The 16,506-nt window shown below is 31.9% G+C and carries 24 protein-coding genes; all 24 read left to right on the top strand.

Annotation, left to right across the window (positions count from 1 at the left end; all coding sequences use genetic code 11):
* The first annotated feature begins 8 nt into the window (after positions 1 to 8).
* A complete protein-coding gene (gene rpsH, locus CLCOS_RS10905) occupies positions 9 to 407 on the top strand; it encodes a 30S ribosomal protein S8 (protein ID WP_013240678.1) in 399 nt (132 codons plus the stop codon).
* A 73-nt stretch (positions 408 to 480) separates the two neighbouring features.
* Positions 481 to 1,023, top strand: a complete 543-nt coding sequence (gene rplF, locus CLCOS_RS10900) for a 50S ribosomal protein L6 (protein ID WP_013240677.1) — start codon at positions 481 to 483, stop codon at positions 1,021 to 1,023.
* A gap of 18 nt (positions 1,024 to 1,041) precedes the next feature.
* Positions 1,042 to 1,401, top strand: coding sequence for a 50S ribosomal protein L18 (gene rplR, locus CLCOS_RS10895; protein WP_013240676.1), 360 nt, complete (start codon positions 1,042 to 1,044; stop codon positions 1,399 to 1,401).
* Positions 1,402 to 1,416: 15 nt separating this feature from the next.
* Positions 1,417 to 1,914: a 30S ribosomal protein S5 gene (gene rpsE / locus CLCOS_RS10890; RefSeq protein WP_013240675.1), complete on the top strand. Its 498-nt coding sequence runs from the start codon at positions 1,417 to 1,419 to the stop codon at positions 1,912 to 1,914.
* Positions 1,915 to 1,926: 12 nt separating this feature from the next.
* Positions 1,927 to 2,106 (top strand): 50S ribosomal protein L30, encoded by a 180-nt coding sequence (rpmD, locus tag CLCOS_RS10885; RefSeq protein ID WP_023162486.1) that lies wholly within the window; start codon positions 1,927 to 1,929, stop codon positions 2,104 to 2,106.
* 22 nt (positions 2,107 to 2,128) lie between these two features.
* Positions 2,129 to 2,569 carry a 50S ribosomal protein L15 gene (rplO, locus tag CLCOS_RS10880; protein ID WP_013240673.1) on the top strand — a complete coding sequence of 147 codons (441 nt, stop codon included), beginning with the start codon at positions 2,129 to 2,131 and terminating at the stop codon, positions 2,567 to 2,569.
* A gap of 1 nt (position 2,570) precedes the next feature.
* A complete protein-coding gene (gene secY, locus CLCOS_RS10875; RefSeq protein ID WP_013240672.1) occupies positions 2,571 to 3,851 on the top strand; it encodes a preprotein translocase subunit SecY in 1,281 nt (426 codons plus the stop codon).
* Positions 3,852 to 3,876: 25 nt separating this feature from the next.
* Positions 3,877 to 4,530, top strand: coding sequence for an adenylate kinase (locus tag CLCOS_RS10870; RefSeq protein WP_013240671.1), 654 nt, complete (start codon positions 3,877 to 3,879; stop codon positions 4,528 to 4,530).
* A 308-nt stretch (positions 4,531 to 4,838) separates the two neighbouring features.
* On the top strand, positions 4,839 to 5,057 hold the full coding sequence (gene infA / locus CLCOS_RS10865) for a translation initiation factor IF-1 (RefSeq protein WP_013240670.1): 219 nt from the start codon (positions 4,839 to 4,841) through the stop codon (positions 5,055 to 5,057).
* 15 nt (positions 5,058 to 5,072) lie between these two features.
* Positions 5,073 to 5,186: a 50S ribosomal protein L36 gene (rpmJ, locus tag CLCOS_RS10860; protein ID WP_007062395.1), complete on the top strand. Its 114-nt coding sequence runs from the start codon at positions 5,073 to 5,075 to the stop codon at positions 5,184 to 5,186.
* A gap of 182 nt (positions 5,187 to 5,368) precedes the next feature.
* Positions 5,369 to 5,746, top strand: coding sequence for a 30S ribosomal protein S13 (gene rpsM / locus CLCOS_RS10855; protein WP_013240669.1), 378 nt, complete (start codon positions 5,369 to 5,371; stop codon positions 5,744 to 5,746).
* Between the two features lie 17 nt (positions 5,747 to 5,763).
* Entirely contained in the window at positions 5,764 to 6,162 is a 399-nt protein-coding gene (gene rpsK / locus CLCOS_RS10850; protein ID WP_013240668.1) for a 30S ribosomal protein S11, read from the top strand.
* Positions 6,163 to 6,183: 21 nt separating this feature from the next.
* On the top strand, positions 6,184 to 6,804 hold the full coding sequence (gene rpsD / locus CLCOS_RS10845; protein ID WP_013240667.1) for a 30S ribosomal protein S4: 621 nt from the start codon (positions 6,184 to 6,186) through the stop codon (positions 6,802 to 6,804).
* Between the two features lie 62 nt (positions 6,805 to 6,866).
* Positions 6,867 to 7,814 carry a DNA-directed RNA polymerase subunit alpha gene (locus CLCOS_RS10840; RefSeq protein WP_013240666.1) on the top strand — a complete coding sequence of 316 codons (948 nt, stop codon included), beginning with the start codon at positions 6,867 to 6,869 and terminating at the stop codon, positions 7,812 to 7,814.
* A gap of 56 nt (positions 7,815 to 7,870) precedes the next feature.
* Positions 7,871 to 8,212: a 50S ribosomal protein L17 gene (rplQ, locus tag CLCOS_RS10835; protein ID WP_013240665.1), complete on the top strand. Its 342-nt coding sequence runs from the start codon at positions 7,871 to 7,873 to the stop codon at positions 8,210 to 8,212.
* 94 nt (positions 8,213 to 8,306) lie between these two features.
* Positions 8,307 to 9,152, top strand: a complete 846-nt coding sequence (locus tag CLCOS_RS10830) for an energy-coupling factor transporter ATPase (protein WP_013240664.1) — start codon at positions 8,307 to 8,309, stop codon at positions 9,150 to 9,152.
* On the top strand, positions 9,137 to 9,991 hold the full coding sequence (locus CLCOS_RS10825; protein ID WP_013240663.1) for an energy-coupling factor transporter ATPase: 855 nt from the start codon (positions 9,137 to 9,139) through the stop codon (positions 9,989 to 9,991). Before CLCOS_RS10830 ends, CLCOS_RS10825 begins: the two co-directional genes overlap by 16 nt.
* A 12-nt stretch (positions 9,992 to 10,003) precedes the next feature.
* Positions 10,004 to 10,813 carry an energy-coupling factor transporter transmembrane component T family protein gene (locus tag CLCOS_RS10820; protein WP_023162484.1) on the top strand — a complete coding sequence of 270 codons (810 nt, stop codon included), beginning with the start codon at positions 10,004 to 10,006 and terminating at the stop codon, positions 10,811 to 10,813.
* Positions 10,813 to 11,547 (top strand): tRNA pseudouridine(38-40) synthase TruA, encoded by a 735-nt coding sequence (gene truA / locus CLCOS_RS10815; RefSeq protein WP_063599801.1) that lies wholly within the window; start codon positions 10,813 to 10,815, stop codon positions 11,545 to 11,547. Before CLCOS_RS10820 ends, truA begins: the two co-directional genes overlap by 1 nt.
* 184 nt (positions 11,548 to 11,731) lie before the next feature.
* The gene (rplM, locus tag CLCOS_RS10810) at positions 11,732 to 12,166 is read left to right on the top strand and encodes a 50S ribosomal protein L13 (RefSeq protein ID WP_013240660.1); all 435 of its coding nucleotides are present in this window, start codon (positions 11,732 to 11,734) and stop codon (positions 12,164 to 12,166) included.
* A gap of 25 nt (positions 12,167 to 12,191) precedes the next feature.
* A complete protein-coding gene (gene rpsI / locus CLCOS_RS10805) occupies positions 12,192 to 12,584 on the top strand; it encodes a 30S ribosomal protein S9 (RefSeq protein WP_013240659.1) in 393 nt (130 codons plus the stop codon).
* A 200-nt stretch (positions 12,585 to 12,784) separates the two neighbouring features.
* Positions 12,785 to 13,420 (top strand): N-acetylmuramoyl-L-alanine amidase CwlD, encoded by a 636-nt coding sequence (gene cwlD / locus CLCOS_RS10800; RefSeq protein WP_242866869.1) that lies wholly within the window; start codon positions 12,785 to 12,787, stop codon positions 13,418 to 13,420.
* Between the two features lie 365 nt (positions 13,421 to 13,785).
* A complete protein-coding gene (locus CLCOS_RS10795; protein ID WP_063599802.1) occupies positions 13,786 to 14,580 on the top strand; it encodes a gamma-glutamyl-gamma-aminobutyrate hydrolase family protein in 795 nt (264 codons plus the stop codon).
* 190 nt (positions 14,581 to 14,770) lie between these two features.
* Complete coding sequence (locus CLCOS_RS10790) at positions 14,771 to 16,501, top strand: sigma-54 interaction domain-containing protein (protein WP_242872333.1); 1,731 nt, start codon at positions 14,771 to 14,773, stop codon at positions 16,499 to 16,501.
* Positions 16,502 to 16,506 lie beyond the last annotated feature (5 nt).

The raw sequence follows: 16,506 nt of genomic DNA, 5'->3' as shown, positions 1-16,506 counted from the left end.
CACAATAAATGGTAATGACTGATCCTATAGCAGATTTGCTTACTCGTATAAGAAACGCAAATATTGTTAGACATGAAATAGTAGAAGTACCTTCTTCAACTATTAAGAAGGCACTATTAAATATAATGCTTCAAGAAGGATATATAAAGAATGTAGAGGAATATACAGATGGTTCTGTAAATATGATAAGACTTTCAATGAAGTATGGTAAAGATAAAGAAAGGGTTATAACAGGACTCAAGAGAATATCTAAACCTGGATTAAGAGTTTATTGTAGAAAAGAAGAAATTCCTAAGGTTTTAAATGGACTTGGAGTTGCAGTAATATCAACATCTAAAGGAATTGTTACAGATAGAGACGCAAGAAAATTAGGAGTAGGTGGAGAAGTACTTTGCTACATATGGTAGTTTTAGAAATGAACTAAGATTAGTAGTAAATGATATTTATTATGAACCTATTAGGAATACAGGAGGTGTAATGATGTCAAGAATAGGAAAGCTTCCAATAGCTATTCCAAGTGGTGTCACCTTTACAGTAACACCAGACAACGTTGTTACTGTAAAAGGACCTAAAGGCCAACTTGTAAAGGCTATGAGAAAAGATATGAATATTGCTGTTGAGGATAACTCAATAGTAGTTAAAAGAAATAATGATGAAAAAGAATCTAGAGCTCTTCATGGATTGACTAGAGCATTAATAAATAATATGGTTATTGGTGTAACTGAAGGATATGCAAAGACATTAGAATTAGTAGGTGTTGGTTATAGAGCTCAGTTACAAGGAAAAAAGTTAGTTTTAAACTTAGGATTTTCACATCCAATTGAAGTAGAGGCAGTTGAAGGAATAACTTTTGAAACACCTGCACCTACAAAAGTTATAGTAAAAGGTATCGACAAAGAATTAGTAGGCGATGTCTCAGCAGATATAAGAAATTGGAGAAGACCTGAACCTTATAAGGGAAAAGGAATTAAGTATGAAAATGAAGTTATAAGACGTAAAGAAGGAAAAACAGGTAAGAAGTAGTAGAAAGGAGTGAACCTTATGTTTAAAAAAGATGATAAGAAAAAACTAAGATCAAAGCGTCATCTTAGAGTTCGTAGAAAAATTTCTGGAACAAATGAAAGACCAAGACTTGCAGTATATAGAAGTGCAAAAAATATATATGCTCAAATAATAGATGACGTAAAGGGAACAACTCTAGTTTCTGCTTCAAGTGTAGATAAAGATTTTCAAGGAGTTGGAAGTAATAAAGAAGCAGCAAAAGTTGTTGGTCAGACAATAGCTAAGAAAGCTATTGAAAAAGGAATCAAAGAAGTAGTTTTTGATAGAGGCGGATATATATATCATGGAAGAGTACAGAATCTTGCTGAAGGTGCAAGAGAAGCTGGCTTAGAATTCTAATAAGGAGGGAAATAAATGAGAATCGATCCTAGCGCTTTAAATCTTAAAGAGAAGGTTGTATTCATAAACAGAGTTGCTAAGGTTGTTAAAGGTGGTAGAAATTTTAGATTTAGTGCCCTAGTTGTAGTGGGAGATGAAAATGGCCACGTAGGCGTAGGAACTGGAAAATCTATAGAAATACCTGAAGCAATCAGAAAAGGAATAGAAGATGCTAAGAAGAATTTAATCGAAGTTCCAATTATAGGTACAACAGTACCTCATAGTATAGCTGGTCAATTTGGAACAGGAAGAGTACTTATAATGACAGCTCCTGAAGGTACTGGAATTATAGCCGGTGGACCTTCTAGAGCAGTTCTTGAACTTGCAGGATTAAAGGATGTTAGAGCAAAATCAGTTGGTTCTAATAATCCAAGAAATATGGTAAATGCTACTATTGACGGTTTATCAAGATTAAAGACAGCAGAACATATAGCTAGTCTTAGAGGAAAAACTGTCGAAGAGATTTTAGGTTAGGAGTGAATGACCTTGGCTAAACTTAAAATAACTCTAGAAAAGAGTTTAATAGGAAGAAAAAAAGATCATATAGCAACTGTAAATGCTCTTGGATTAAGAAAAATAGGAAAAGTTGTAGAGCATGAGGATAATCCTCAAATCAGAGGAATGATCCAAAAAGTTAGCTATCTTTTAAAGGTAGAAGAGGCATAATACAAAGGAGGTGTAAGTACGAATGAAACTTCATGAATTAAAACCAGCAGAAGGATCAAGAAAATCACCAAAAAGACTTGGAAGAGGTACTGGTTCTGGTTGGGGAAGAAATGCTGGAAAAGGTGAAAATGGACAGAAAGCTAGATCCGGTGGTGGAGTAAGAATAGGATTTGAAGGCGGACAGATGCCATTGTATAGAAGACTTCCTAAAAGAGGCTTCACTAATATATTTGCAAAACAATATTATGAATTAAATGTTGAAAGATTAAATGCATTTGAAGATGGAACAGAAATTACTCCAGAATTACTTTTAGAGAAAAAGGTAATTAAAAAGTCTAAAGATGGTTTAAAAATACTTGGGAATGGTGAATTGCAAAAGAAACTCACAGTAAAAGCAGCTAAATTTACTAAAACTGCAGTGGAAAAGATAGAGGCAGCTGGAGGAAAAGTAGAGGTGATATAAAGTGCTATCAACCTTGCGTAATGCTTGGAAAGTTCCTGAACTAAGGAAAAGATTGCTATTTACTTTATTTATGATAATAATTTTTAGAATGGGAAATTTTATTCCTGTTCCAGGAATTGACACTACAAAGTTAAGTAGTTTAACTAGCAATGGCTCGTTGTTTGGCTTTTATGATCTTCTAGCAGGAGGAGCATTTAGCAGATTTAGTATATTTGCTATGGGAGTTATTCCATTTATCAATTCCTCCATCATATTCCAACTTCTTACAGTCGCTTTGCCTCGTTTAGAGCAATTATCTAAAGAAGGAGAAGAAGGTAGAAAGAAGATACAGGAATACACTAGATATGCTTCAGTACCACTAGGTGTAATTCAAGGAATAACCATATATGTTATTATAAATAGAGCAGGTGCACTTGCAAATCCATCTGATAAATTCAATATATTTATGATAATATTTACTGTGACTGTAGCGTCAACTTTTCTCATGTGGTTTGGTGACCAGATTACTGAGCATGGTATTGGAAATGGAATATCTCTTATAATATTTATAAACATTATTTCGAGATTTCCTTCTGCAGTATCTGGAATTTTCAAAATGCAACAAGTTGAAACTGTTAACTTTGTGGAAGTAATAGGACTTGCAGCAGTTATATTCTTGCTATTTTTAGGAGTTGTAATTTCAAGTTTATCTGAAAGAAGAATCCCTATACAGTATGCAGGGAAAACAAATGCAGGAAGAATGTATAAAGGGCAATCCACTAATATTCCAATCAATGTAAATGGAGCAGCTGTTATTGGAATCATATTTGCCATATCAGTTATGCAGTTTCCAATGACTATAGGGCAATTTTGGCCGGACTCAGCTTTTAACAAGTTTATAACAGGAAGTGTGTATAGTCCATTTAAAGAAAGCAATTGGACATATTTAGTGCTTTATTTCTTGCTTACAATTTTCTTTACATGGTTTTATACCGAAGTTACTATGAAGCCAGAAGAAATGGCCGAGAATATGAATAAGTCTTCAGGATTTATACCTGGCATAAGACCAGGAGAACCAACGGCTGTATTTATTGAAAGAGTTTTAGCCAGAGTGTCAGTATTAGGAGGAGCTTTTGCAGGAATAATAGCAATATCCCCTATAGTAGCAGAAACGTATACTAGTTTTAAAGGCATATATTTTGGCGGAACAGGGCTGTTAATTATAGTAAATGTAGCTATTGAAACCATAAGGCAATTACAATCGCAACTAGTAATGCGTCATTATCATGGATTTTTGAATTGATAAAATATTTTTGGAGATGGTGCTGTTGAGAATAATTTTATTAGGTCCTCCAGGAGCTGGAAAAGGGACTCAAGCTAAATTTATTAGTGAAGAATATTCCATACCTCATATATCAACTGGAGATATTTTTAGAAAAAATATTTCAGAGAAGACTCCACTTGGAGTTGAGGCAAAAAAGTATTTAGATAACGGACAATTAGTACCAGATGAGGTTACTATAAATATAGTTAAAGATAGATTAGGCAAGGATGATTGCAAAGAAGGATTTTTATTAGATGGATTTCCTAGAACCGTAAATCAAGCTGAAGCTCTAGACTTATTTTTAAATAATAAAGGGCAAAAGATAGATACAGCTCTCCTTATAGATGTTCCTAAAGAATTAATTCTTGAAAGAATGACAGGTAGAAGAGTTTGTCCATCTTGCGGCGCAAGTTATCATGTAAAATTTAATCCTACTAAAGTTGAGGGCAAGTGTGATGTGTGTCATAATGATGTTATACAAAGAAAAGATGATACTGAGTCAACTGTTAAAGATAGATTAGATGTATATGATAAGCAAACTCAACCTCTGATTGGGTACTATAAAAAGCAGAAAGCACTTTCTATAGTAGACGGAACTGGAGAAATAAATGAGGTCTTTCAAAGAGTAAAAGAAAGTTTAAAATCTATTTGTAAATAATTTGACACAAATAGAGATAGATATGCTGGAACCTGTAAGTTGAAAACCAAGCAAAAGCTGATGATACAGTAAAATCTAGAATAACTACTGAATAATTGGATAGAATTTCAGAGGAGTACATATTAAGACAACAGTGTTTTAAAAAATACTCCGGAAATATTGACTTTAATTTAAAGTGTTAGTATTATGGATTAATATGGACTGTAAGTATATGAAGCATAATTTACTGCTACGTTGAAAGTGATTATAAGCTCGGTGCTAAACAGATTTTTGCAGTCAGCAATAACAAGGAGGTTTGATTATACCTTATGTCAAAAGATGATGTTATTGAAATTCAGGGTACTGTTTTAGAAGCTTTACCAAATGCTATGTTTCAGGTAGAATTAGAAAGCGGACATAAGATATTAGCACATATATCTGGTAAATTAAGAATGAATTTTATAAGAATATTACCAGGTGATAAAGTTACAGTAGAGCTTTCTCCTTACGATTTGACTCGTGGGAGAATAACTTGGAGAGCGAAGTAATAAGGAGGGTTAGCTATGAAAGTAAGGCCATCAGTTAAGCCTATGTGTGAAAAGTGTAAGATCATAAAGCGAAAAGGAAGAGTAATGGTTATCTGTGAAAATCCTAAGCACAAACAAAAACAAGGCTAAACTAATAAAAAGTAAGTATTAGTAAAACACGTTACTAATACTTAACGTATGATTTATGAGTTAATAACGTTTTAAGGTGCGGCTGCAGCAATGTAAAATTATTTACTTTGCTGGCTTTAAAGCTTAATATAAATAAAGTAAATTAATCCTTACCAATCAGATTTTAGGAGGTGTAAATTTTAATGGCAAGAATAGCAGGTATTGACCTACCAAAGGAAAAAAGAGTTGAAATAGGTCTAACTTATATATATGGCATAGGGTTATCAACTTCTCAAAAAATTCTAAAAGAAGCTGGAGTAAATCCAGACACTAGAGTTAAAGACCTAACAGAAGAAGAAGTTAACTCTTTGAGAAATTACGTAAAGAATGTAACAATTGAGGGTGACTTGAGAAGAGAGATTGCTCTTAATATAAAAAGATTGATAGAGATAGGTTCATATAGAGGAATAAGACATAGAAGAGGTCTGCCAGTCAGAGGACAGAAAACAAAGACAAATGCAAGAACAAGAAAAGGACCTAAGAAAATGGTAGCAGGCAAGAAGAAAGTAGTAGGAAAATAATATAAGGAGGTAAAAAGATGGCAGCTGGAAAAGTTAGAAAGACAACTAAGAGAAAAAAAGAAAGAAAAAATGTTGAGCATGGTTGTGCACATATAAGATCAACTTTTAATAATTCTATAGTTACAATTACCGATGCTGCGGGAAATACTTTATCCTGGGCTAGTGCAGGTGGTTTAGGGTTCAGAGGCTCTAGAAAGAGCACACCATTTGCTGCACAAATGGCAGCTGAAACATCAGCTAAAGCAGCTATGGAACATGGATTAAAAAGCATCGAAGTATATGTTAAGGGACCTGGTGCTGGTAGAGAAGCCGCAATAAGGTCATTACAGGCAGCAGGACTTGAAGTTACATTGATCAAAGATGTTACTCCAATTCCACATAATGGATGCAGACCACCAAAAAGAAGAAGAGTTTAGTAACGGGAGGTGTAAGTTTTAATGGCAAGATATACTGGATCAGTATGCAGACTTTGCAGAAGAGAAGGCTTAAAATTATTCCTTAAAGGGGATAGATGTTATACAGATAAGTGTGCATTTTCAAGAAGAGGATATGCACCAGGACAACATGGTCAAAGAAGAAAAAAAGTATCAAACTATGGTTTACAATTGAGAGAAAAGCAGAAGGCTAAGAGAATATATGGACTATTAGAAGGACAATTTAGAAAATACTATGAAACAGCTGATAGGAAAAAGGGAATAACAGGTGAAAATTTGTTAGTTTTACTTGAAACAAGACTTGACAATGTAATTTATAGATTAGGATATGGACAGTCAAGAGCAGAAGCTAGACAATTGGTAACTCATGGCCATTTTTTAGTTAATGGAAGAAAAGTGGATATACCTTCTTTTAAGGTATCAGTTAATGATAATATAACTGTAAGTGATAAAAGCAAGTCATCAGAGAAATTTAAAACTTTTGCAGAAAACCCAAAAACTTTACCAAGTTGGTTAGAAGGAAATGTAGAAAATTTCCAAGCAAAAGTTCTTAGACAGCCAACAAGAGAGGATATAGATGTTCCTGTTAACGAAACATTAATCGTAGAGTTATACAGCAAGTAGTTAATATAGAATCAGTTGCCCTCAGAATACATTATTAGATAAATAGAAGGAGGGTTATATTCATGTTAGAAATAGAAAAACCCAAAATAGAATGTGTTGAAACTAGTGAAGATGGTAACTATGGAAAGTTTGTAGTGGAGCCCCTTGAAAGAGGCTATGGTATTACTCTTGGTAATGCACTTAGAAGGATTCTTCTTTCTTCCCTTCCAGGAGTTGCTGCTAATCATATAAAAATAGATGGTGTACTTCATGAATTTTCAACTATTCGTGGAGTAAAAGAGGATGTTGCAGAGCTAATTCTAAATATAAAAGAATTAGCTTTAAAGATGAATGGAGAAGGTCCTAAAACTATATATATAGATGCACAAGGACCAGGAGAAGTTGTTGCAGGAGACATAAAAACAGATGGTGATGTTGAAATAATTAATAAAGACTTACATATAGCTACCTTAGATGATGATGGCAAACTCTATATGGAGATTGCAGTCAATGGAGGAAGAGGATATGTTTCTCAAAGAAAGAATAAGTCTGAAGACATGCCAATAGGTACTATTCCTGTAGATTCAATATATACTCCTATTAAAAGAGTTAATTTTGCTGTAGAGAATACAAGAGTTGGTCAAATAACTGATTATGATAAATTATCATTAGAAGTATGGACTAATGGAACTATATTACCAGATGAAGCTGTAAGTTTATCAGCTAAAATTCTCATAGAACATTTCAAACTATTTATGACTCTTACTGATCATGCTAATAATGTAGAAATAATGGTTGAAAAGGAAGAGGATAAAAAGGAAAAAGTTCTTGAGATGACAATAGAAGAATTAGACCTTTCAGTGAGAAGTTATAATTGTCTAAAGAGGGCTGGAATAAATACAGTTCAAGAGTTAACAGAAAGAACAATGGATGATATGATGAAGGTAAGAAATTTAGGTAAAAAATCCTTAGAAGAAGTTGAGCAAAAGCTTGATGCCTTAGGATTATCATTAAAGCAAAGTGAAGAATAAAATTTGTTAAAATAACGAACGGATAAACTTATTACCTACAGTAAGGAGGGATATAAATGGCACAGTATCGTAAATTAGGACGTCCATCTGACCAAAGAAGAGCAATGCTTAGAAGTCTTGTTACTAACTTTTTGAAGCATGGTAAAATACAGACAACTGTAACTAGAGCAAAGGAAACAAGAAGTTTAGCAGAAAAGATGATTACTCTTGCAAAGAGAGGGGATCTTCATGCTAGAAGACAGGTACTTTCTTTTGTAACTGAAGAAGAAGTTGTAAAAAATTTATTTACAGATATAGCTCCTAAATATGCTGAAAGAAATGGTGGATACACTAGAATGTATAAAATGGGTCCAAGAAGAGGCGATGGAGCCGAATTAGTTATACTAGAGTTAGTATAAAATTAAGGGGATTAAGTAAAGACTAGCTTAATCCCTGTTTTTCTATAAAATGCTGTTTCAATTTTGTTGCTCATCGAATTAGTGAGGTGTTTCTATGGAAAAAGATATGATATTATGTGATAATGTAAGCTATAAATATAAGGACAATGATAATGGAAATGAAAAATTAGCTGTAGATCATGTGAATTTTCAAGTAAAAAAGGGAGAATTCCTTGTAGTGCTTGGAAGAAATGGATCTGGAAAATCTACTATGGCTAAACATATAAATGCTCTTTTAGTTCCAACTGATGGAAAAGTATATGTAGAAGATATAGATACTTCAGATGAAAAAAATACCTGGAAGATAAGAAATAAGGCAGGAATGGTTTTTCAAAATCCAGATAACCAAATAGTTGCTACTATAGTAGAAGAAGATGTTGCTTTTGGACCAGAAAACCTAGGAGTTCCATCAGAAGAAATAAGAGCAAGAGTTGATGAGTGTTTAAAAAGAGTAAATATGTATGAATATAGGAGACATGCACCTCATTTACTTTCAGGTGGACAAAAGCAAAGGGTAGCTATAGCGGGAGTACTTGCTATGAGACCTGATTGTATAATATTTGATGAATCAACTGCAATGCTTGATCCGTCTGGTAGGCGTGAAGTAATGAGTACAATAAAAGATATAAACAGTAAGTACAATATGACAGTAATTCTAATTACACATTATATGGAAGAAGCAGTAGAAGCAGATAGAATAATTGTTATGGATGAAGGTAAAATTATAATGGAAGGATCTCCTAGAAATATATTTAGTCAGGTATCTAAGATGAAAAAAATAGGACTTGATGTACCTCAAATGACAGAATTAGCCTATGAACTTAAGAATAGTGGTGTAGATATTAAACCTGATATATTAACTATAGATGAGATGGTGAATGAATTATGCCGATTAAAATAGAAAATTTAACTCATATATATATGAAAGGTTCACCCTTTGAAAAAAAAGCACTAGATGATATAAATATTGAAATAGAAGATGGAGAATTTGTTGCTTTGATAGGGCACACTGGTTCTGGAAAATCAACACTTATTCAACATATAAATGGACTCTTAAAGCCAAGTTCAGGCAAGATAATAGTAGACGGAGTAGATATTACTGATAAAAAAATAAATTTGAATTTTATAAGAAAAAAAGTAGGGCTCGTATTTCAATATCCTGAATATCAGTTATTTGAGGAAACTATAGAAAAAGACATTGCTTTTGGTCCCAAAAATTTGGGATTGAGTGATGATGATATAAATAAAAGAGTAAAGAGAGCCATGAATATGGTGGGGTTAAAATATGAAGATTACAAAGATAAATCTCCTTTTGAATTAAGCGGAGGACAAAAGAGGAGAGTTGCTATAGCAGGAGTGGTTGCTATGGAACCTAAAGTACTCATATTAGATGAACCAACAGCAGGTCTTGATCCCAAGGGAAGAGATGACATCTTTTCAGAAATAAAAAATTTACATAGAGAATACAATATGACTATAATATTTGTATCTCACAGTATGGAAGATGTAGCTAAGCTGGCTGGTAGAATAATTGTAATGCATCAGGGAAAATGCATACTTGATGGCCCTCCTGAAAAAGTTTTTAATGAGGTTGACACTTTGGAAAGTGTAGGACTTGCAGTACCTCAAGTAACATATATGGTAAAAAAGCTTAGGGAAAAGGGTATAAATATATCAAAAGATGTATTTACAGTAAAGCAGGCAAAAGAAGAAATACTCAAAATATTAAATAAAAGTTAGGAGAGCTAGTAAATGATTAAAGATATTACAATAGGTCAATATGTACCTGGGAATTCTTTTGTTCATAAGTTGGATCCGAGAGTTAAGATATTGATATCTTTAATATATATTGTAGATTTATTTATAGTAAACAGCTTTAAAGGCTATATATTTATAGTATTATTCACTATAATTTCAATACTTATATCTAAGATACAGTTTTCATATATTTATAAAGGGCTTAAGCCAATATTCATATTAGTTATTATAACTGCAGTGTTAAATATATTTATGACAACAGGAGTTAATCCACCTTTATTTAAGTGGAAGTTTTTAGTTGTCTACAAAGAAGGATTAGTTATGGCTGCATTTATGGCAGTTAGACTTGTATTTTTAATTATAGGAACCTCATTACTAACATTAACTACATCTCCTATTGAACTCACAGATGCAATAGAAAAACTTTTAAATCCAATGAAAAAAATAGGGGTACCTGCTCATGAATTGGCTATGATGATGACTATAGCACTTAGATTTATACCAACATTAATGGATGAGACAGATAAAATAATGAAAGCTCAAATGGCAAGAGGAGCGGATTTTCAATCTGGGAACATAATTCAGAGAGCTAAGAATCTTATCCCAATCCTTGTGCCACTTTTTATAAGTTCTTTTAGGCGTGCAGATGAACTAGCAATGGCGATGGAAGCTAGATGTTACACAGGTGGAGAAGGTAGGACTAGAATGAAACAGCTTAAGTTAACTAATAAAGACTTTACGGCATCAGTGTGTGTTTTTGCATTGGTGTGTGTGTCCATATTCAGTAGAGTATGGTGGCATTAATGAAGAATGTAATGCTTACAATAGAATATGATGGTACAAATTATTCGGGATGGCAGAGACAGAATAATGCTATGACAATTCAGCAAAGATTAGAGGAAGCTATTAAAAAAATTACAGGGAATTTTTCTGAAGTTATAGGTGCAAGCAGAACTGATGCAGGAGTTCATGCGAGAGGATTTGTATGCAACTTTTTTACTAATAGTAAAATGCCAAGTCCTAATTTTAAAATGGCGTTAAATGGAGTATTACCTAAAGATATAGTTGTATTAGACGCCAGAGAAGTTGATAATAGTTTTCATTCTAGGTATCACAGCTTAGGTAAAAAATATGTTTATACAATAGTAACGGGAAATAATAGGCCTGTTATTGGAAGACAATATGTTTATTACTTTAGGAGAAAATTGGATATTGATAAAATGAAAAATGCATGTAAGTACTTTATAGGTACTCATGATTTTTCTGCTTTTAAGAAAAAAGGAAGTTCTGCTAAATCTTCTGTTAGAACAGTGAAAGAGTTAACTATTGCACAAGAAGACAATTTGATTAAATTTAGTATAGTTGGAGATGGATTCTTGTACAATATGGTAAGGATAATAGTAGGCACTTTGTTAGAAGTAGGGTTAGGAAGGTTTACACCAGAATATGTGAAAGACATCTTAGACTCTAAGGATAGGTCAAAAGCCGGGAAGCCTGTACCAGCCTTAGGCCTTTGTTTGGAAAAAATATTTTACTAGATTGACACACCAGGCACATTGTATTATAATATAAATTGTTTGTATTTTGGATATAAAGGACCCACCAGCCCCGGGTCTTTATATAGAGAATCGTTTATGAAAATTTAGAAGTTTCTTTTTATAGATTAGAAGAAACTAGAATAAGAGAGGAGTTGAAAACCGTTAGTTGTATAACGGGAAAGCCATGAAATCATATATAGCAAAACCTGAACAAATTGAAAGAAAATGGTACATTGTTGATGCTGCAGGAAAGCCCCTTGGAAGAGTAGCAAGTCAAATTGCTTCAATATTAAGAGGTAAAAATAAACCAATATATACACCACATGTTGATACAGGAGATTTTGTAATAGTAATAAATGCAGAAAAAGTAGTTTTAACTGGTAAAAAATTAGATCAAAAGATGTTGAGACATCATTCTTTATATCCAGGTGGATTAAAGGAAATTTCTTATAGAGATGCTTTAGCAAAGAAACCAGAATTTGTATTCCAGGAAGCTGTAAGAAGAATGCTTCCAGATGGTCCACTAGGAAGACAAATGTTCAAAAAGTTAAAAGTATACAGAGGTGCTGAGCACAATCATGAAGCTCAAAAGCCAGAAGTATTAGAATTAAAATATTAGGTTAGAGCTGGAGGGAGGATAAAAAATGGCTAAGGTTCAGTATTTTGGAACAGGAAGAAGAAAAAAGTCAATAGCAAGAGTTAGACTTGTACCTGGAGAAGGTAAAGTAACTATAAATAAGAGAGATATGGATGATTACTTTGGATTGGATACTTTAAAGGTTATAGTTAACCAACCATTGGAATTGACTTCAACTAAAGGAAAGTTTAATGTACTTGTAAATGTTCATGGAGGAGGATTTACAGGTCAGGCTGGAGCTATAAGACATGGAATATCAAGAGCTCTCTTAAAAGCAGATGAAAATTTAAGACCGGAACTTAAAAAAGCTGGTTTCTTAACAAGAGATCCAAGAATGAAAGAAAGAAAGAAATATGGTCTTAAAAAAGCAAGAAGAGCTCCACAATTTTCAAAGAGATAATGTCAGAGTTCAAAATAGCTTATACATACAAAATTTGTGTATGTATAAGTTATTTTTTTATTATTGAAAATAATTTAATAACTTTTTATGTTTTGGGTAAATATATATTAAGGCTCTAAATAATTATAAGGAGTGAGTGTATATTGAACATAAAAAAAGCAAGAGTTATATTGTTGATATTGGCAATATGTAGCATAAATATGGTATGTCCATTCCTAGTATTAGGTAATGAAAATGTTACTAAAGAAAGTAGTACTATACTTATAGATCCTGGTCATGGAGGGATAGATAGTGGAGCAATATCAAAAGATGGAATAATGGAAAAGGAAATAAATTTAAAAATAAGTAATAAACTTAAGGACAAGTTACTAAAAGAGAAGTTTAAAGTTGTTATGACTAGAGAAAAAGATGAGGGTCTGTATACAGATGATGGTAGAATAAGAAAAAAGAAAGTTGAAGATTTAAATAATAGGTGTGAATTGAAAAAAAGTACAAAGTGTAATATGTTTATAAGTATACACTTAAATATGTTCCCTCAGACTAAATACTATGGAGCCCAGGTGTGGTATTCTAAAAATGATAATAGTAAAAAGTTAGCTTATATTCTTCAAAAAAATTTAGTTAATGATCTTGACAAGAACAATAATAGAAAAGAAAAAGCAGCAAAAAATTCTTATAAGGTACTTAGATGTGAAGATACTAGGCCTTCTGTGTTGATAGAATGCGGATTCCTATCTAATGCCCAGGAAAAAAATAAATTGGTTACGGATGAGTATCAGAATAAAATAGCAGATTCTATAGCTAGATCAGTGAAAGAATATTATTCTTCTAATTAGATATCAACTAAAATAAAGTAGATTTTGTGATAAGAGCAAAGTCTACTTTATTTTTGCTAAATTATAAGTAATTTTCATTTTGACAAATATACTGTCAAAATGAGTTCTATTTCCAAAATAAAAGTGAACAGTGTACTGAAAAAATCATAAAAATACTATTGTCATAATGATTTCTCATTATGACAATAGTATTTTTATAGTATGCTTATATGCCTTATATAGCGTAGGATTTATTGTTGGTATAATTATTGCTTGTTTATGAGGTTAGTTAATAAAATGACTAAAGGAGAGGAATTACATTTAATGAATAAATTAAATTGTCATATTTAAAATATATTAATATTTTTTATAGGAGGAAATAAAGTATGAAAACAATTATAGGTATATGTGCAGATTATTGCTATGGGTTGGATGAAATTTATAATGGTCTTGGTAGTAAGTTGAACTGGCAAATTGCAGCAAATGATTTTGTTAAGGTAGTAGAAGAAGTCGGAGGAGTTCCTTTAATTATTCCTGTATTCACCAATAGGGGTAACATTGAAAATGCCATAGATATTGTAGATGGCATAATTTTTGCAGGAGGAGCTGATATTGAACCAAAGTATTATGGAGAAGAAATAGGACCTGAAATAGGAGAAGTTATTCCAGAAAGGGATGCACAGGAGTTATATTTGGCTAAAAAAATTATTAATAAAAGTAATGTTCCTATTTTGGGTGTTTGTAGGGGATATCAACTATTAAATGTCGCTTGTGGGGGAACACTTTATCAAGATTTATGCCAAGTTTCATCGAACTTAAAAAACAATTCTACTATAAATCATTCTGTAATAGGTTCGCCAAAGTATAATACTGTACACAAAGTTTTAGTTAATGAAAAGAGCAAATTGCATAAAATTTTAAATAGAAATACACTAGAAGTAAATTCCTACCATCATCAAGCAATAAAAGATGTTGCTAGTATTTTTAATGTTGCTGCAATGTCACCAGATGGAATAGTAGAGGCTATTGAAATGAAAGAAGATAGGTTTATATTAGGGACGCAATGGCATCCTGAAATGTTAGAAGAAAAACATTGTGAACAGCTCCTTATTTTTAAGGCATTTATAGAGGCATGTAGAAAAAATAAGATTTCTAGAAAAAGTAAGGTTACTATAGCCTAATTGTATATTTTATGTATAAAGTATATTTAAGTATAATTATGTAGTTTTAACTATATTTAAGTATAAACTATATTTATGATATATTGTTAATCATTATGATGGAAAGTTTTTAGTTATTACTATGATATGCTAATTAATATCAAACAACATACAGTTTTAGTCAGGATAGTGAAATAATATGTATAGTTCAATGTATGAGATAAGAGAATTTATACAAAATTTAATAGAGACAACGAGTTCAGTTATTGAATTTGATATCTATGTTGTAGACAGCCATTTAGTAAGAGTTGCAGCAAGCGGATTATTCAAAAAATCGATTGGCCAAGCTCTTCCTAAGGGATGTGCCAATGACTATGTTATTAAAAATGGTAAACCTCTAGTTATTGACAGCCCCAATGGAAGTGACATTTGTAAAACTTGCCCCATTAGTGCATATGGGAAGTGTTTTAATGAATATTCCATATATTATCCTATAAAAAATGATGTGAAGTGTATAGGAGCTATTACTATTTTATCTCTTACACCAAAGCTTAAAGAAAAACAAATTAAAATGAGAGATAAGCTGAGTATATTTGCTAAAAAATTAGGAGAAACCATTTTAATTAAAATAAAAGAAAAAGAGACAAAAGATAGACTATTGACAGTTTTAAATTCTATAAGTGAGGGTGTTGTATTAACTGATTCTTCAGGAAATATACTTATTTATAACAGTGTTATGAAAGGAATGTTAAAAAATGAGAAGAATATTCAGAATATTTTCTCGGAAAATTATTTTGAATATGTTATGAAAGATACAAAAGAATATGATAAGGAATTTGAGGTAGTTTTAAAATATCCAATTCCTAATAATAGAATGTTTTTAAGCGTAAAGTTTATTAATAACAGTAATGAAAAAATAGATATTCTCTTTGTATTTAAGAAAAAGAAAGAATTAGGAAATATAGCTTATAAACTTTTAGCAGATGCTTCACATTTGAATATAAACTTTGACAGCATAAAGGGAAATAGCAAACTTATCAATGAGGCTAAAAGCCTTGCTACAAAAGCTGCAGGATGTGAATCTAACATTTTAATTTTAGGTGAGAGTGGTACAGGAAAAGAAGTATTTGCTAGGGCAATTTGTAAGATGAGTAGAAGAAAAAATGAACCTTTTATAGCAATAAACTGTGCCGCTATACCTGAAAACCTTCTCGAAAGTGAACTTTTTGGATATGAAAAGGGCGCGTTTACAGGAGCTAATAAGGGAGGAAAACCAGGTAAATTTGAACTTGCCAATGGTGGAACCATTTTTCTTGATGAAGTTGGAGATTTGTCTTTGCATTTACAACCTAAATTACTTAGAGTTATTGAACGGGGTGAACTAGAAAGGGTTGGAGGTGTAAAATCAATAAGATTAGATGTAAGAATAATTGCAGCAACCAATAAAGATCTTGAAGAGATGATGAAAAATGGTGAATTTAGAGAGGATCTTTTCTACAGATTATGTGTAATACCGATAATGATACCACCTCTTAGAAAACGTCCTGAGGATATTATATTGTTAGCTGAATATTTCCTGGGGAAATATAACGAAAAATTTAAAAAAAATATTGTTAGTATATCAGAAGAGGTAAAAAAACATTTACTATTATATAATTGGCCGGGAAATGTAAGAGAATTAGAAAATGTTATCGAATACTCAGTTAATATGGCTAGTACTAATATATTGATGCCAGATTGTATTCCAGCAAAGCTTAACAATAATCTAAATAGTAATAAAGAAAATAATCAGTGCAGTAGTTTGAAATTAATGAGAAAAAATTCTATTAAAGAGTTATTACTTAAATATGGTAATACCTTTTTAGCAAAACAGAGGATTGCAAAAGAGTTAGGAATAAGTGTGTCTACATTATATAGAGATATAAAGAGATATGACTTATAAATATA

This window comes from Clostridium coskatii (assembly GCF_001675205.1).
GTDB lineage: Bacteria > Bacillota > Clostridia > Clostridiales > Clostridiaceae > Clostridium_B > Clostridium_B ljungdahlii.
The sequence above is the reverse complement of the archived record's forward strand: the minus strand, read 5'-3'. Positions and strand labels throughout refer to the sequence as shown.